At 66.4% G+C, this 15,676-nt stretch carries 12 protein-coding genes; 6 read left to right on the top strand and 6 right to left on the bottom strand.

Annotated elements, in window-relative coordinates; all coding sequences use genetic code 11:
* The first annotated feature begins 661 nt into the window (after window positions 1-661).
* Window positions 662-2,701, top strand: a complete 2,040-nt coding sequence (locus tag OQF70_RS04335; protein ID WP_280536049.1) for an ORC1-type DNA replication protein — start codon at window positions 662-664, stop codon at window positions 2,699-2,701.
* An 87-nt stretch (window positions 2,702-2,788) separates the two neighbouring features.
* Here OQF70_RS04335 and OQF70_RS04330 read toward each other — a convergent pair whose 3' ends face one another.
* On the bottom strand, window positions 2,789-3,961 hold the full coding sequence (locus OQF70_RS04330; protein WP_280536048.1) for a S26 family signal peptidase: 1,173 nt from the start codon (window positions 3,959-3,961) through the stop codon (window positions 2,789-2,791).
* Window positions 3,962-4,118: 157 nt separating this feature from the next.
* On the opposite strand from OQF70_RS04330, the gene OQF70_RS04325 reads away from it, so the two are divergent.
* Window positions 4,119-5,921 carry a DNA-directed DNA polymerase II small subunit gene (locus OQF70_RS04325; RefSeq protein WP_280536046.1) on the top strand — a complete coding sequence of 601 codons (1,803 nt, stop codon included), beginning with the start codon at window positions 4,119-4,121 and terminating at the stop codon, window positions 5,919-5,921.
* 60 nt (window positions 5,922-5,981) lie between these two features.
* On the opposite strand, the gene OQF70_RS04320 is transcribed toward OQF70_RS04325, so the two are convergent.
* Complete coding sequence (locus OQF70_RS04320; protein ID WP_092816816.1) at window positions 5,982-6,410, bottom strand: hypothetical protein; 429 nt, start codon at window positions 6,408-6,410, stop codon at window positions 5,982-5,984.
* Between the two features lie 234 nt (window positions 6,411-6,644).
* Here OQF70_RS04320 and OQF70_RS04315 point away from each other — a divergent pair, with 234 nt between their 5' ends.
* A complete protein-coding gene (locus OQF70_RS04315) occupies window positions 6,645-7,451 on the top strand; it encodes a hypothetical protein (RefSeq protein WP_280536044.1) in 807 nt (268 codons plus the stop codon).
* Window positions 7,452-7,586: 135 nt separating this feature from the next.
* Here the strand turns inward: OQF70_RS04315 and OQF70_RS04310 are convergent, their stop codons facing one another.
* Together OQF70_RS04310 and OQF70_RS04305 are read right to left on the bottom strand one after the other, a co-directional pair.
* Window positions 7,587-8,165 carry a hypothetical protein gene (locus OQF70_RS04310; RefSeq protein ID WP_280536043.1) on the bottom strand — a complete coding sequence of 193 codons (579 nt, stop codon included), beginning with the start codon at window positions 8,163-8,165 and terminating at the stop codon, window positions 7,587-7,589.
* Window positions 8,166-8,231: 66 nt separating this feature from the next.
* Window positions 8,232-8,672 carry a DUF2391 domain-containing protein gene (locus OQF70_RS04305; RefSeq protein ID WP_280536042.1) on the bottom strand — a complete coding sequence of 147 codons (441 nt, stop codon included), beginning with the start codon at window positions 8,670-8,672 and terminating at the stop codon, window positions 8,232-8,234.
* Between the two features lie 140 nt (window positions 8,673-8,812).
* Here OQF70_RS04305 and OQF70_RS04300 point away from each other — a divergent pair, with 140 nt between their 5' ends.
* The 3 genes from OQF70_RS04300 (at window position 8,813) to OQF70_RS04290 (ending at window position 12,674) form a co-directional block, all read left to right on the top strand.
* A complete protein-coding gene (locus tag OQF70_RS04300; RefSeq protein ID WP_280536040.1) occupies window positions 8,813-9,490 on the top strand; it encodes a class I SAM-dependent methyltransferase in 678 nt (225 codons plus the stop codon).
* 112 nt (window positions 9,491-9,602) lie between these two features.
* Window positions 9,603-10,541 (top strand): MBL fold metallo-hydrolase, encoded by a 939-nt coding sequence (locus tag OQF70_RS04295; RefSeq protein WP_280536038.1) that lies wholly within the window; start codon window positions 9,603-9,605, stop codon window positions 10,539-10,541.
* Window positions 10,542-10,598: 57 nt separating this feature from the next.
* Entirely contained in the window at window positions 10,599-12,674 is a 2,076-nt protein-coding gene (locus tag OQF70_RS04290) for a long-chain fatty acid--CoA ligase (RefSeq protein ID WP_280536037.1), read from the top strand.
* A gap of 6 nt (window positions 12,675-12,680) precedes the next feature.
* Here OQF70_RS04290 and OQF70_RS04285 read toward each other — a convergent pair whose 3' ends face one another.
* Window positions 12,681-14,132, bottom strand: a complete 1,452-nt coding sequence (locus OQF70_RS04285; protein ID WP_280536036.1) for an aldehyde dehydrogenase family protein — start codon at window positions 14,130-14,132, stop codon at window positions 12,681-12,683.
* Between the two features lie 100 nt (window positions 14,133-14,232).
* Window positions 14,233-15,654 (bottom strand): DHH family phosphoesterase, encoded by a 1,422-nt coding sequence (locus OQF70_RS04280; RefSeq protein WP_280536034.1) that lies wholly within the window; start codon window positions 15,652-15,654, stop codon window positions 14,233-14,235.
* Window positions 15,655-15,676 lie beyond the last annotated feature (22 nt).

Here is a 15,676-nt window from a genome sequence, read left to right as displayed (position 1 = left end):
AACACTCTGAATATCGACAACAGCGTTAGATGTAAAAAAGAGACAAAACTATCCCCTAACCCGCCCCCACCCCTCCACCCGTCTCCAGTTGAAACGAAGGGGTGGGGGGTCAAATGAACGGTAACCAGATCTCCAATGGCCTGTTCTATATGTTGAATGGTACCTTGTTGAGTGGTGTTTGTTATCGTGATAACTATTCCCAACCACGATCCCAACCACGATCCCCAACCAGGACCCCCGACCACGACCACCAACTACGACCTCCAACTATGATCTCCAACTACGACTATCAACTGCAGCTATCAAATGTGGCGCGTACCAGCACGGGTCACTGTATGACGCGAGAATTGTCGCCAATACTCGTGAAATATCGGTTTCGATCGGCTCCAACAGAATCGTCGATCACCTGAACCACCGACCGTGGTGCTCTGCCGACCTATCGAACCCCTCCGCTTCCACTGGAGATGGGTATCCCGTCACACACCCCACCACCCTTTCAACTGGAGAGGGCAACGCTTTTATTGGATGTGGACATCTGTTTCGTTTGCATCATCTGGACGCTCCGTTTTGGCCTCCTCCAGGAATACCTCGCCGTTCACGTCTGAACCGCGGTATCTACGCGCCATCTCGGAGTTTTCCACCTGAAACAGGGGGGTTATTGATGGGAACAGACCACACGACATCCGAACACGCACCCGAGACGAGCGACGACGAGACTTCGAAACGAAACGGTCCCGCATCCGATGACGGTTCCGCATCCGACGATGATTCGGCTCTCGCTCCCGACGATCCGGATCCCGTCACGGACGATCCGGATGCCGCCACGAGGGCACCCTCCGCCGACGATCGGAACGACGCCGTTGACGACCGAGCACCTGACGATCGTTCCGTCTCCTCTACTCCTGCCTCCTCTACTCCCACCTCCTCCACATCGTCTCCATCCGAAACGGAGGGCTCCGACGTTGCCTCGGATGATTCCACCTCGGACACCACCGCCGACACACCTTCGAACGCCGCTGCCGACACACCTTCGGATGCTACCACCACCCCTTCGGATGCTACCACCACCCCTTCGGACGCCCCCGACGTATCCACGGATACCGACGCCGACGTCACCGTCGCAGTCGATTCGTCCCCCAGCCGGGACCGATCCTCGACCGACGTCGATCTGGACGGCGTCGTCTTTCAGGAGGACGGCGACGACGAGACCGAAAGCCAGGGACTCTTCGACGACCTCCTGTCCAGCGAGCCCATCTTCGAGAACAAGGAGGTGCTTCGTCCCTCCTACACCCCACACGAGCTCCCGCATCGAACCGACCAGATCAACAGAATGGCGACGATCCTCGTCTCCGCACTCCGCGGCGATACTCCCTCGAACATCCTCATCTACGGGAAGACGGGGACCGGAAAGACGGCCTCCGCGAAGTTCGTCTCGAACGAACTCGAGACCACCTCGAAGAAGTACGACGTTCCCTGCGAGGTCGAGTACATCAACTGCGAGGTCACCGATACCCAGTATCGCGTGCTCGCGCAACTCGCGAACAAGTTCATCCAACAGAATCAGACGGTGATCGCGGACCGGATCGACGACCTGCAGACGCTCCGCTCCGCCGTCGTCGATGAGGAATCCACGGCTACGGAGAGATCAACGGCCGCAGACGAGGAAGACACCGACGCGTCGCCCGTCGATACCGACAGTTCATCCATCGACGCCGGTGCAGGTTCGGATCCCTCTCCACTCGATGGAACCCCCTTCGAGGACGTTTCGGCGATCGACGACCGGATCCAACGACTCCGGGACGATGCCGAGGAGATGGAGGAGGTCCCGATGACCGGCTGGCCGACCGACCGCGTCTACTCCACCTTCTTCGACGCCGTCGACTACCACGAGCGCGTGGCCGTGATTATGCTCGACGAGATCGACAAGCTCGTCGAGAAATCCGGCGACGACACGCTGTATAACCTCTCCCGGATGAACTCCGAGCTCGGCAATTCGCGGATCTCCATCATGGGGATCTCGAACGACCTGAAGTTCACCGACTTCCTCGATCCGCGCGTCAAGTCGAGCCTCGGCGAGGAGGAGATCGTCTTCCCGCCGTACGACGCGAATCAGCTCCGGGACATCCTCCAACACCGTGCCGATGTCGCGTTTAAAGGTGACGCGCTCACCGAGGACGTGATCCCGCTGTGTGCGGCGTTCGCGGCACAGGAGCACGGCGACGCCCGCCGGGCGCTCGATCTCCTGCGGACCGCGGGCGAACTCGCCGAGCGGTCGCAGGCGGAGGTGATCGGCGAGGAACACGTCCGGCAGGCCCAGGACAAGATCGAACTCGACCGCGTCGTCGAGGTCGTCCGCACGCTCCCCACCCAGAGCAAGATCGTCCTCTTTTCGATCATCCTCCTCGAGAAGAACGGCGTCCACAACATCAACACCGGTGAGGTGTTCAACATCTACAAACGTCTCTGTGAGGAGATCGACGCCGACGTGCTCACCCAGCGTCGAGTCACCGACCTCATCTCCGAGCTCGATATGCTCGGGATCGTCAACGCGGTCGTCGTCTCGAAGGGTCGGTACGGTCGGACCAAGGAGATGAGCCTCTCGGTGCCGATCGACGAGACCGAAGCCGTCCTCCTGTCGGACTCGCGGCTCGGCGACATCGAGAACGCCCAGCCGTTCGTCCAAGCGCGGTTCGACAACTAGCCGCCTCGCCGTCGTCGTATCGACGCCGTCGCCGGACCACCCCCGTCGCCGAACTCTTCCCGTCGCCGAACTCTTCCCGTCGCCGAACTACCGATGCCGTCGCCGAACTGCCGCCGTCCCGACGACTGCCGCACTCCCGATCGCGGTCGATCCCGCGATCGCCAGCGCGTCCGGAGCCCCCGGTACGCCGAACATCCCTTTCCACCCAAGCGTTCCGGACGTTACCGCCTCGACGGCTTCGTCCATCGTCGCTTGTCCCGTGGCGACCAGCCGGATCCAGCCGAGATACGGGAGACGAACGCGCGCGACGCCCGTGACCCACTCCGGTTTCACCGGCGGTGCGATCCCGCTCGCTTGGTCGTAGCGACCGTTGTTGTCGCCCTTCGTGATGTATCCCGAATGTGGTGCCGGACAGTTCTGTACCGCCGAACACGTGTCCGCGCTCAGATATCGATCGTCGGCACGGTCGACCCAGTTTTCACCGGCCTCGACGTGGAACATCGTTCGGTGGATGATCGGCGATCCGATCCGGCCTGGGAAGGTGTACACGATCACCGATCCCGGGGCGCCGAAGGACCGATAGCCCTCCCGCTCGGCGACCGCGGCGGGGACGACCCCGACGTCGTTCGTGGCCGCCGCCGGCGCCAACCGTCCCGGTTCAGTCACGACGATCAGGTCACCCTTCTGCATGTTCGGGTCCATACTCCCCGATTCCACGGCGACCATCGGCGGCCACACGCCGGTGACGGCGAACAGTAACGCGCCGATCGCGAGCACGATGAGGACGCTCGAGACGACGTCACGGATCCAGACTGCTGGTCCCTCCGTGGCGGTCAGAAACTCGCGAATGGACCCTCGATCCTGCCCACCAGTCGATCGACTGAGCCCCCGTTCACGGCCACGATCGCGTTCACGACCACGCTCGGCGGCCGCCGTCGTTTCCGGTGCCTGCGACGGCCGACCGGCCGGCGAATCGCGATGCTTGGATCCTGACTCCGAGTGCGTTTCCTGCGTCTCGGTCCCGCCCGTGGGCATCGCATCGTCGCGGTCGCGATCGATAGCTCGATCGTCGTCGGTCCGATCGTCACCGCCGCTCCGGTTGTCGGTCCGATCGTCACCGCCGTTCCGGTCGGCAGTTCGATCGTCGCCGGTCGGATCGGTCGTCCGTCGGCCCCCGTCGGAACCGCTGTCGGGTCCCCTCGCGTCGGATCCCGGATCATCGTCCGATGGCTCCCCCGACCATTCGTTCCCGGAGCCCATTTGATTCGTCTTTTGCGGCTTCGGGTTTGAACGTTCTGGCTCCGGGTACGCTCCGGCTTCCGACCGAAGTCACCGACGACCGGTCCAAGTCGTCGACGATCGATCGAAGTCGCCATCGGTCGGCATTCTTTTGTTCACGCTTCCCCTTCAGCGACTCGTGCCACTGGAGACGTCGTCGCGGATCGTGATGGAACTCACCGAACGCGGGTTCAACGCCGACCGCGAGGCGATCACGCTCATCGCCGGAACCGACGACCCACGCGCCACGATCGAGGCCGTCACCGAACGCGCCGATGACGACGCTCTCCGCATCACGAGTGACCAGGTTCGGTCCACGATCGAATCCGATCCCTCCATTTCGACTGGATCCAATAGGTCGACAAACACCTCGACTGAAAGGACCTCTCCACCCGAAACAATGGGGTCAACCGGGTCGGACCGCTCGCCCGTCTCCGACGCATCCTCCGACGCATCCTCTGACGTATCAACCGAGGTATCGACCGACGCATCCCCCGGCGTATCAACCGATGCATCCACCGACGAGGGGAACGTCGCCGTCGACGACACGACGGAGTCCGACCCGTCCACGTCGGATTCCCGATCGGACACCAACTCGACCGGATCGACAGCGACCGCTTCGGACACGGCTACATCGACGACGACTGCTTCGAACACGGCTGCGTCGACGACCGCTTCGAACGCGTCACGCTCCGAGACGGCTACCTCGGACGCGGACCGGTCCGACACCGCCCATCTCAGGGACCTCGAGATCGCGAACGACATGACCGGCCACAGCACCGGGACGGGCGAATACGCGGACTTCGTCCGAACGTTCCGAGACCGGTACGAGCGCCTCTCGAAGATCCTTCGCGGACGCGTGAACCATCGTCCGGCGAGCGCGATCGCGGAGATGCCCGGCGGCAGCGACGCCGCGATGATCGGGCTCGTCAACGACGTCCGATCGACCCGGTCGGGACACTGGCTCGTCGAGCTCGAGGATACGACCGGAACCTTTCCGGCGTTGATCATGAAGGACAAGGGGATCGCGGACGTCGTCGACGAGATCCTCCTCGACGAGTGTATTGCCGTCGATGGGACGCTGGCCGACGACGCCGGGATCCTGTTTGCCGATGCGGTCCACTTCCCGGACGTTCCTCGAACGTTCCAGCCGAGCTACGCCGACCGGCACGTCCAGGCCGCGCTCATCTCGGACGTCCACGTCGGCTCCCAGGAGTTCATGCGCGATGCCTGGGAGTCGTTTGCCGGCTGGCTCCACACCGAGGAGGCCGAGCCGGTCGAGTACCTCCTCCTGGCCGGCGATATGGTCGAAGGCGTCGGCGTCTACCCGGACCAGGACGAGGAGCTCGATATCGTCGACATCTACGAGCAGTACGAGCGGTTCTCCGAGCACCTCAAGGACGTTCCCGACGATCTCGAGATCGTGATGATCCCGGGCAACCACGACGCCGTCCGGCTCGCGGAGCCCCAACCCGCCTTCGACGAGGATCTCCGCGAGTTGATGTCCGCACACGACTCCCGGATCGTCTCGAACCCAGCTGCGGTCACGATCGAGGGCGTCTCCGTCCTGATGTACCACGGCGTCTCCCTCGACGAGGTCATCGCCGAACTCCCGGCCGAGAAGGCCAGCTACGACGACCCCCACAAGGCGATGTACCACCTGCTCAAGAAACGCCACGTCGCCCCGCAGTTCGGCGGTCACACCCGCGTCGCACCCGAGGAACGCGACCACCTCGTCATCGAGGACGTTCCTGAGGTGTTCCACACCGGCCACGTTCACAAGCTCGGCTGGGGGAAATACCACAACGTCCTGGCGGTCAACTCCGGCTGCTGGCAGGAACAGACCGATTTCCAGAAGTCGGTCAACATCGACCCCGACTGTGGGTTCGCGCCCATCCTCGATCTCGACACGCTGGACATGACCGTCCGGAAGTTCGCGTAGGATCGCTTCGCGGTCACGCGCCGCCCCGTTCCACTCACGCACCGGCAGTCGGTACCGAACCTACTCGCGTACCGGCAGTCGGTACCGGACCGTCTCGGCGCCGTCGAACCGTGGACCCGATCCACCCTCCTCGAAGCCGGCGCCCTCGACGATCGACCGGCGCGTTTCGTCGTCCCGGTCGACGATCGCCTCGACCGCCATTCCCTCCCGGTCCGCGAACCGGCAGGGTTCCTCGAGGAGCCGCTCAAGCGCCGTCGCCTCGCCGTCGAACCCGGTCAGATGCACCGTTCCGCGTCGCGCGTCGAACGCGACGTAGGCGATCGGTTCGCCAGGAGCTGATCCTGCGTCCGGTCGGTCGTCGCTCTCGCCCTCGGACACCGCGACGCGAACCGACCGGTCGTGGATGACCTCCCGGGTCGCGTCGACCGGCTGTCCGGACAGCGCGGCGATCGCCTCCGCGTCGGCCTCGACGGCGTCTCGTACGCGCACGGTCGGTGATCGGCCGATGGAAACTTAAACGCCTCGGCAGCGATCACCATCCAGTCGCCGAGCGTGTCGACTCGGTCGAATCGTCGGCAGGAATGGCTCGGTCGAACTGAATGGATTTAAGCGACCGGCACCCACACGTCCGGTATGAGCACCCCAACGAAGGTCGTCCTTGGAACGGTCGGAAGCGCCGCGGTCCTCTCGATCCTCACGATCTTCACGTACGCCTTCGCCTGAATGTTCTCCCGGCGTGAACTGCCCGCCGATCTTGAGGCGGTTCGATCGACGCACGCACCCGACACGCCGGTCCTCGACGCCGAGTCGGATTTCGAAACGATCCCACCGGCTGCGGCGGAGGACCTCGGGCTCTTCGTCGACCGGCTCGAGCCGGCGACGTACCCCGCCGAGTGGCTTCCGACGGACGCACCCGCGGTTCTGGAGCGCTACTGCGGATCCACGTTCACCGTCGGCGCTCCCGGCGACGGGACCGTCGTATGGACCGCCCAGACCGACCCGCCGACGGTGATCTGCAAACGACGCGCCGAAACCACGCCGGACGAGTTCCTGTCGTTCCTGATCGCCGGCGCGTTCGTCGAGATCGGCGCCGACGTCCCCGAGCACTTTCTCCCGTTCTTCGGCGATCGGTACCGGGACCTCGACGCCGCGATCCGTGGTCCGGATGTCCCGGGCGATCTCACTCCGGTCGACGTCTACCAGGTCGCGAACGCCCTCTTCGACGCCTGGATCGGGCTCCGAACCCGCGAGACCTTCGCGGACTGGGCCGGTGACCACGACCGACTCCACGACGCGTGGGTCGACGCCGGCGAGCGTCTCACCGACCGCCTCGAGGCTCTCCCGAGCCGAATGGCCCGCGGCGAGATGACCTTCCCGGATGCGACCGAGTACGCCTGTTCGGCGGTCCGCCACGATCTCGACCTGCCGACCCCGTTCTCCGCGCTCGACACCGCCGCCTACGCCGACCACGGCGCCGACTACGCGGTTCGATGGGCCGAGAAGACGTTCGCGGCGCTCGAGACGTCCTGATCGCGGTCGGTGACGGCGCCGATCGCCGGCTGGACTCTGACTGCCGGTGACCACGACCCCTGACTGCGACGCCGACTATCGGTGACGCCGACCCCTGACTGCGACGCCGACTATCGGCGACGCCGCTCCCGTCGGCTACGACTCGACCGTGGCGGTTCCGTCCTCGTTCAGATCGATGACGACGTCGAAGAGCGTCTCGAACCGGTCCAACACGTCGTCGTCGTGGACCTCCTTCGAGAGGTGGAACAGTCCCACGGCGTCGTGCTTCGCGAGCAGCTCGAGGATCCCCGCCGCGGCCTCGTAGGCCGCCTCCTCGTCCGCGTAGTAGGCCATCTCGGTGAGCGAATCGATCGAGACGCGCCGCTTCCCGTCGTGGTCGGTCAGGAACCGCTCGACGGAATCCACGACGCCCTCGAGGTCGTCCGGCGAGGCCACGTAGTAGACGTCGTCGCCGGATCGACGCGAATACCCCCGCTCGACGGAGATCGTGTCGAGGATCGTCGCCCGCGATTCGTCGACGTCGTAGTACTCGAGCTTCTGCTCGACCTCCCGCGCCGTCGTTCGCGTCGAGACGACGAGAAAGGAGTCCGTGTCGGTTTTCAGAAAGTCCGTGTCGATCCGGTCCGTCTCGCCGATGCTCGGGTGTACTAACAACAGCCCGGTTCCTCCGGGGATCGTCTCCGGCGCGTTCTCGATCGCCAACGAGTACTCCATACAGGCGGCACCCGCCGGACGAACTTAAGTTGTGTTGCGATCCGTCTTTGCGTCGTCCGGTGTCGATCAGAACACGCTGTCGGCGGTCGCCGCGCCGACGACGCTGAAGACTGCTCCGATCGTGACTGCCTTCGCCGTCGTCACCCACACCTCTCGTCCGGTCATCCCCTGATTGATGAGGAACGTGTCCGGCGCGTCGAAGAGGAGCGCGAGCACCAGCACCGACCCGAAGGAGACCGTCATCAACGAAAGGAACCGGATCGGGATCCCGGCGACCGCCTGCTCCGTGTCGGGATCGCGACCGGTATCCGCACGGTACAGCGCTGCGTAGCCGATCGCGGCGACGACGCCCGCGGTCAGGATCGCCTGAATGGGATGCATCCCCTGTGCGAGTCCCCACACCTCCTCGGTCACGACGAACGGTCCAGCCAACAGGAACCCGCCGACGGTCTGTTGGGCGGAGTCGGCGATCCGGAAGTTCGGACGCCGAACCCGTGGCCGCTTCATACGTCTCTCTGCGGGGTCGGCAGTTAAAAACCCGCTGCCGGAGGAACCCGCTGCCGTGGGACCTCGATGCTCGCCGTCCAAAACGCGTCGCTGCCCGCCGTCCCGAACCTGTTTTGCCCGTCCCGCACCGAGACCGTTCCATGAGCGTTCGCGAGGAGTTCGACGAGTGGGCAACGACCGGCAAGGACCGCGGGATGGAGGATCGACACTGGCACACCGCCAAACACGTCCTTGCCCGGATGCCGGTCGATCCCGGCGACGTCGTCGTCGACCTTGGCACCGGCTCCGGGTACGCGCTCCGCGCGCTCGCGGAACGCGGGATCGACCGCGGATACGGGCTCGACGGCGCACCCGAGATGGCGCGGAACGCCCGGTCGTACTCCGAGGACGACCGGATCGGATTCCTCGTCGGCGACTTCGATTCCCTCCCGTTCGCCGACGACTCGGTCGACCACGTCGTCTCGATGGAGGCGTTCTACTACGCCGCCGACCCCCACACCACTCTCTCGGAGATCCGGCGGATCCTCCGTCCCGGCGGCACCTGGTACTGCGCGGTCAACTACTTCGCCGAGAGCGAACACACCCACGAGTGGCAGGCGTCGATCGACGTGGAGATGACCCTCTGGGACCGCTCGCAGTACCGCGAGGCGTTCCGCGAGGCCGGACTCCACGTCGCGGCCCAGGACACCATCCCGGACCGGGAGATCGAGATCCCGTCCGCGGAGGCGTTCCCGACCGAGGACTGGGAGAGTCGCGAGGCGATGGTCGATCGGTACCGCACGTGGGGCACCCTGCTCACGGTCGGCGTCGCGCCCTGACTGGCTCCCACGTACCGATAGCGAGGCCACGTACCGAACCCTTCGCCGCCGCGCACCGAACTCGACACCGCGCACCGAACCCTTAACTCCGAGACCGCCCCCAGCGATCACAATGATACGTGATGAGACGACCGGTGACTCCGCCGGTGGACTCTCTCCCGGCGAGTTCGAGGCGGTTCGCGGCGTCGAGGACCTCTACTACCACGACACCGGGATGTTCGACGCGCCCGGATATGGTTCCGTCTACATCTACGACACGCCCACGCCCGCGGTGATCGACACGGGGACCGGCGCGAACGTCGACACCCTGTACGAGACGCTTTCGGCGATCGGGATCGAATCCGACGACCTCGTGTGGATCCTCCCGACCCACGTCCATCTCGATCACGCCGGCGGCGCCGGCCATCTGGCCGATGCCTATCCCGAGGCCGCCGTCCGGACCCACGACCGCGGCGTCCGCCACCTCGTCGATCCCTCCCGACTCGTCGAGGGGACGAAGGCGGCCGTCGGCGACCAGTGGCGTCATTACGCCGACCCCGAACCGATCCCGGCGGATCGAACCGGCGGACTCGAGGATGGCGACACGATCGACCTGGGTGACCGACGGCTTGAGGTTCTGGAGGCACCGGGCCACGCGCCCCACCAGGTCGTGTTCCACGAGCCCGGAGATGGCGTCGTCTTCACCGCCGACGCCGCCGGGATCTACGTCCCGCAGATCGACACGGTCACCCCGACGACCCCGCCGCCGCAGTTCGACCTCGACCAGTGTCTCGATGACGCCGCCGCGATCGCGGATCTCGACCCCTCCGTGCTCTGCTTCTCCCACTTTGGTCCCCGGTCGTTCGACCCCGCGGTCATCGAGGAGTTCCAGCGCGCATCCGTCGAGTGGGTCGAGGCGGTCCGGCGCAAACGCGAGGAACTCGACTCCGACGAGGCGGTGATACGCCACTTCGAGCGGACCACCGAACTCGATGGGGTCTGGACGAGCGAGCGGGCACAGGCCAACGAGCGCCTCAACGTCCGCGGCGTCCTCACGATGCTGGACGCGTAGTCCTCTGCCGGCGTCCCGTCCCAGATGGTTTATAAAGACCCCACCCAACCGCCGAGTATGGACTGGCGGGAGGCGGAACGTGAGTTCGACGACGCGGTCATCGCCGAGGAACCGATCCCACGCACCTTCGATCGGAGTGCACGACGCCACGCCGACCGCACCGCCCAGCGGTACAAGGGCGGCATCGCCGACCGATCGCTCGTCTCCGGGGGCGTGATCCCGGCTGCACCTGACGGCGAGTACGCCGACCTCACGTACGCCGAGATGCGCTCGATCGTCGAGCATCTCGCCGCCGGATTTCGGGACCTCGGCGTCGACTCCGACACTCGCGTCGCGATCGTCTCGAACACGCGGATGGAATGGGCGCAGGCCGACCTCGCCCTCCTCGCGGCCGGCGGCGTCGTCACGACCGTCTACCCGTCCGCCACCGACGCGCGGCTCCGGTACCTGCTGGCGGATCCGGAAGCGACCGTCGTCGTCGTCGAGAACGCGGCGCTGTGCGAGCGGGTGCTCGACGTCCGCGAGGACCTCGATCACGACCTTGAGGCGATCGTCACGATCGACGACGTCCCGAACGTGAACGCGAGTGGCGCCGCGAACGCGACCGACGTTCCGCCCGCGGACGCGACCGACGATCCGCCCGTCATCCCGCTTGCGACGGTTCACGAACGCGGCCGCGAGACGTTCGATCGGGGCGCCTACGAGGGGTGGATCGACGACATCGCGATGACGGACCACGCGTCCCTCATCTACACGTCGGGAACCACCGGCCGCCCGAAGGGCGTCGAACTCACCCACCACAACCTCCGGGCGAACCTGACGCAGTGTTACAGGCGGCTCGGTCCGCGCCCGGACAAGGGACCCGACCTCCCGCGGATCGCCCCCGGCACGACGACGCTGTCGTTTCTTCCGCTGGCGCACGTCTTCGAGCGGCTCGCCGGTCACTTCCTGATGTTCGCCGCCGGTGCCACGGTCGCGTACGCCGAGAGTCCGGACACGCTCCGGGAGGACTTCGAGCTCGTTCGCCCCACGACCGCGACGAGCGTCCCTCGCGTGTACGAGAAGCTCTACGAGGCGATGCGTCAGGAGGCGTCCGAGTCGGCGCCCTCCCGCCGGATCTTCGACTGGGCGTGTTCGATCGGGCGGGCGGCCCACCGAACCGACGACCCTGGTCCCGTCCTCGCCGCCAAACACGCGATCGCCGACCGACTCGTCTTCAGCTCGGTTCGCGAGGCGCTCGGCGACAACGTCGACTTCTTCATCTCGGGTGGCGGCTCGCTGTCGGCCGACCTCTGTGCGCTGTATCACGGGATGGGGCTCCCGATCCTCGAGGGGTACGGCCTCACCGAGACCGCGCCCGTCGTCTCGGTCAACCCGCCGGAGGCGCCGATCGCCGGAACGATCGGCCCGCCGGTCGTCGACACGGACGTCACGGTCGACGAGGCCGCGATAAGCGACGATCAGGCCGCCAGCGTCGCCGGCGACGGTGACGTCGGCGAACTCCTGGTCCGGGGGCCGCAGGTGACCGACGGCTACTGGAACCGCCCCGACGCGACCGCCGCGGCGTTCACCGAGGACGGCTGGTTCCGGACCGGCGACATCGTCGCCATCAGGTCGGACGGCTACATCGAGTTCCGCGGCCGCGCCGATCGACGGATCGTCCTCTCGACCGGGAAGACCGTGATGCCGGCACCGATCGAGGACCGGCTCTCCGACGCCGCGGTCGTCGAGCAGTGTCTCGTGGTCGGCGACGACCGGAAGTTCGTCTCGGCGCTCATCGTGCCGAACGTCGAGGCGCTCCGTGACTGGGCCGCCGAACAGGGGATCGACCGTCCCGCCGACCGCCGCGGGCTGAGCCGGAGTCAGGACGACCGCGTGCGCGAGCGGATCCAGCGTGATGTCGATCGGGTGAACGCGGCCCTCGAGGATCACGAACGGATCAAACGATTCCGGCTCGTCCCCGAGCCGTTCACCGAGGAGAACGGGCTGCTCACCCCGACGATGAAGAAGAAGCGGCGGGATATCCTCGATCGCTTCGCCGCCGAGGTCACCGATCTCTACGACGAGGACGCCGACCTCGATGATGAGGACGCCGACCTCGACGACGAGGGTGGCAGATCGGGCGGGGCGTGAGGCGTCTCACTCCAGGTTGACGTTGACGTTCTTCGTCTGCGTGTACTCGTGGAGCGCCTCGGTCCCCTGCTCGCGGCCGTTGCCGCTCTGTTTGAACCCGCCGAAGGGCGTCTGCGGCTGGGTAACCGGGAATTCGTTGATGCTGACCATTCCGTAGTCGAGGTAGTCGGCAACGCTGTGAGCCGTCTCGAGGTCGGTCGTCCAGATCCCGGCCATCAGGCCGTACGGGGAATCGTTGGCGATCTTGATGGCCTCCTCGCGGTCCGAGAACTCGATGACCGACAGCACGGGGCCGAAGATCTCCTCTCTGGCGATCGTCATGTCGTTCGTGACGTCGGTGAACACCGTCGGCTCGATGAAGTGGCCCGCGTCCTTGTCGTCGGGGACGCCGCCGCCGGTCGCGACCGTCGCGCCCTCCTGACGCCCGGTCTCGATGTACTCGAGGACCTCCTCGTGGTGGCTCTCGCTGACGACCGGGCCCATCCGGCCGCCGTCATCGATCCCGCTCCCGAGGGGCGTCGATTCCGCCCGTTCGACGACGCGGTCGACGACCTCGTCGTGGACCGACTCGTGGACGAGCAGCCGCGAGCCCGCCCAGCACATCTGGCCGGCGTTCATAAAGATCCCGTAGTGACAGCCCGCCGCCGCGGCGTCGAGGTCGGCGTCCGGGAAGACGATATTCGGGCCCTTGCCGCCGAGTTCGAGCGTGACGCCGGTGACGTTTTGTGCCGCACGCTCCATCACGCCCTTGCCGACCCCCGTACTGCCGGTGAACGCGACGTGGTCGACGTCGGGGTGTTCGACCAGCCGATTGCCGGCGACGCTCCCGCGGCCGGGCACGACGTTGACGACGCCGTCCGGTAGTCCTGCCTCATCGGCCGCCGCCGCGTAGTAGAGCGCCGACAGCGGGGTCGTACTCGAGGGTTTCAGGACCGCGGTGTTCCCGCACGCAAGCGCCGGCGCGAGGCTCCGACCGGCGAGCTGGAAGGGGTAGTTCCACGGGATCACGTGGCCGGTGACGCCGAGGGGTTCACGGACGGTGTAGTTCAGTCGGTCGCCCGGAACCGGCACCTCGTCGCCCTCGATCTTGTCGGTCCAGCCGGCGTAATACCGGACCGTGTCGATGACCATGTCCACGTCGAGGGTCGCCTCGAAGGGCGTCTTCCCGTTATCGCGGGACTCGACGCGGACGATCTCGTCCTTGCGGTCCTCGATCGCGTCCGCGAACGACTCGAGGAACCGGCCGCGCTCCCGCGGGTCAAGCGATCGCCACTCGGCGTCCCGCTCGGCCGCCGCCTGAGCGGCCTCGACCGCGCGATCGACGTCGGTCTCGCTCGCCTCCGCGACGGTCGCGTACGGCTCCTCGGTCGCGGGATCCTCGGTCGTAAACGTCTCGCCGTCGTCGGCGCTCGTCCATTCGCCATCGATATACAGGTCAGTCGGACCGGTGTAACTCATCCGCGTGTGGTTACCTTGCGGGCACGTAAATACTGAACGTAATACCTCGGGGTTACCCGAACTGGGTGCCGACGGTCGTGGTCCCGACTGCGCGCCGCCGTCACTCGGCTCCCAGCTGCTCGCCGACGATGGCGTCCGCCGCTGCCACGAACTCCCGCTGGCTCCCGCTCGGGATGGTCGCGCCGGCGGCGACGTCGTGGCCGCCGCCGTCGCCGCCGACCGATCGCGACGCCTCCCGCATCACGGCCGACAGGTCCAGTCCCTGCCGGACCAGCCGATGGGACCCGCGGCTGGAGACCTTCACGTGGTCAGCGTCCTTCTCGGCGAACGCGACGATCGGCTTCGACCGGTCGACCGCCGGCGAGCCGATCGCCATCCCGGCGACGATCCCGACGATCGTCTCCCGAATCCGCGATCCGGCGTCGAACCACTGCAGATGGGCCTCCTCGGTGACGCCCTCGGACTTGACCCACTGCAGCCCCTCCGAGAGGTTTCGACGGTGGTTCCGCAGGAGGGTTCGTGCGCGCTCGAGCGGCGCTCCGCGCTCGCCGAGACAGACGGCGAGCCCGACGTCCGCACGCTCGTACCTGGCGGTCGCGTTGAGCAGCGTCGAGAACTCGCTGACGTCACGCAGTTCCGTCCCGGGTTCCTCGGCGGTGAGCGTGTAGGAGGTTCCAACGAGCTCCTCGATCCGGCTCGCGGGCACCCCCGAGGAGACCGCCCGCTGTAACAGCGCGCTCACGAGCGTTCGCCGCTCGGCGTCGTCCAGGTCGACCCAGCGCCGCCAGTCGCCGTCGTCGGTTTTCACGTCGAGATCCAGATCCGAGAGGAAGGCGATCGCGCCCGCTTCGTCGTTCGAGATCCCCGGGATCCGGACGTCGCTTGCGTACTCCAACAGCTTCGGGAGCGGGCGGGTCTGGCGTCCGTAGAGGGCGATGTCGGTCCGCGTCTCGACGACGCCCGCCGCGACCGCGTGGTCGACGATCCCCTCGTTCGCGCCGGTCAGCCCCTCTGTCCCGCCCTGCATATCGCCGACCGCCCCCACGATCGCGAGCGCCGCGAGGTCACGGTTGTCGGCATCGAGCGCGTGCGCGAGGACGTAGCTCGCACCCGCCCCCGACAGCTCCGAAGCGCCGTCGATCCCGAACAGGAGCGGGTTGAGGTGGTACTCCGTCTCGGCGTCGGCGGGCTGGTGGTGATCGGCGATGACCGGCGTGAACTCGCCGGCCGCCTCGTGGTCGGCGATGACGTCGAGCTGCCCCGACCCGAAGTCGGTGAACAGGACCGTGTCGAACTCCCGGGCCGCGATCCCGGCGATCGACTCCTCGTCGAGCTGCTTCTCGAAGACGGTCTCGTGGTCGATCCCTGCGCGCTCGAGCGCGCTCGAGGCGATCGCTCCGCTCGTGAGCCCGTCGGCGTCGATGTGGGACGCGAGAAGGACGCTGTCGGCGGATCGAAGCCGGTCGGCACAGGCAGCGGCCCGCTCCGCGAGGGGTGGCACTGGTGGGTCGGCGGCGGACATACACGTTCATAGATGCGCCATC

The sequence above is a fragment of the Halopenitus sp. POP-27 genome, from assembly GCF_029889855.1.
In the GTDB taxonomy this organism is placed as follows: Archaea; Halobacteriota; Halobacteria; order Halobacteriales; family Haloferacaceae; genus Halopenitus; species Halopenitus malekzadehii.
This window is presented reverse-complemented; position numbering and strand designations above follow the sequence as displayed.

Excerpts from the sequence above, each read along its gene's own strand:
- OQF70_RS04335 (WP_280536049.1), top strand. The coding sequence starts at position 662 with ATGGGAACAGACCACACGACATCCGAACACGCACCCGAGACGAGCGAC.
- OQF70_RS04330 (WP_280536048.1), bottom strand. The coding sequence starts at position 3,961 with ATGGGCTCCGGGAACGAATGGTCGGGGGAGCCATCGGACGATGATCCG.
- OQF70_RS04315 (WP_280536044.1), top strand. The coding sequence starts at position 6,645 with ATGTTCTCCCGGCGTGAACTGCCCGCCGATCTTGAGGCGGTTCGATCG.
- OQF70_RS04310 (WP_280536043.1), bottom strand. The coding sequence starts at position 8,165 with ATGGAGTACTCGTTGGCGATCGAGAACGCGCCGGAGACGATCCCCGGA.
- OQF70_RS04305 (WP_280536042.1), bottom strand. The coding sequence starts at position 8,672 with ATGAAGCGGCCACGGGTTCGGCGTCCGAACTTCCGGATCGCCGACTCC.
- OQF70_RS04300 (WP_280536040.1), top strand. The coding sequence starts at position 8,813 with ATGAGCGTTCGCGAGGAGTTCGACGAGTGGGCAACGACCGGCAAGGAC.
- OQF70_RS04295 (WP_280536038.1), top strand. The coding sequence starts at position 9,603 with ATGATACGTGATGAGACGACCGGTGACTCCGCCGGTGGACTCTCTCCC.
- OQF70_RS04290 (WP_280536037.1), top strand. The coding sequence starts at position 10,599 with ATGGACTGGCGGGAGGCGGAACGTGAGTTCGACGACGCGGTCATCGCC.
- OQF70_RS04285 (WP_280536036.1), bottom strand. The coding sequence starts at position 14,132 with ATGAGTTACACCGGTCCGACTGACCTGTATATCGATGGCGAATGGACG.
- OQF70_RS04280 (WP_280536034.1), bottom strand. The coding sequence starts at position 15,654 with ATGTCCGCCGCCGACCCACCAGTGCCACCCCTCGCGGAGCGGGCCGCT.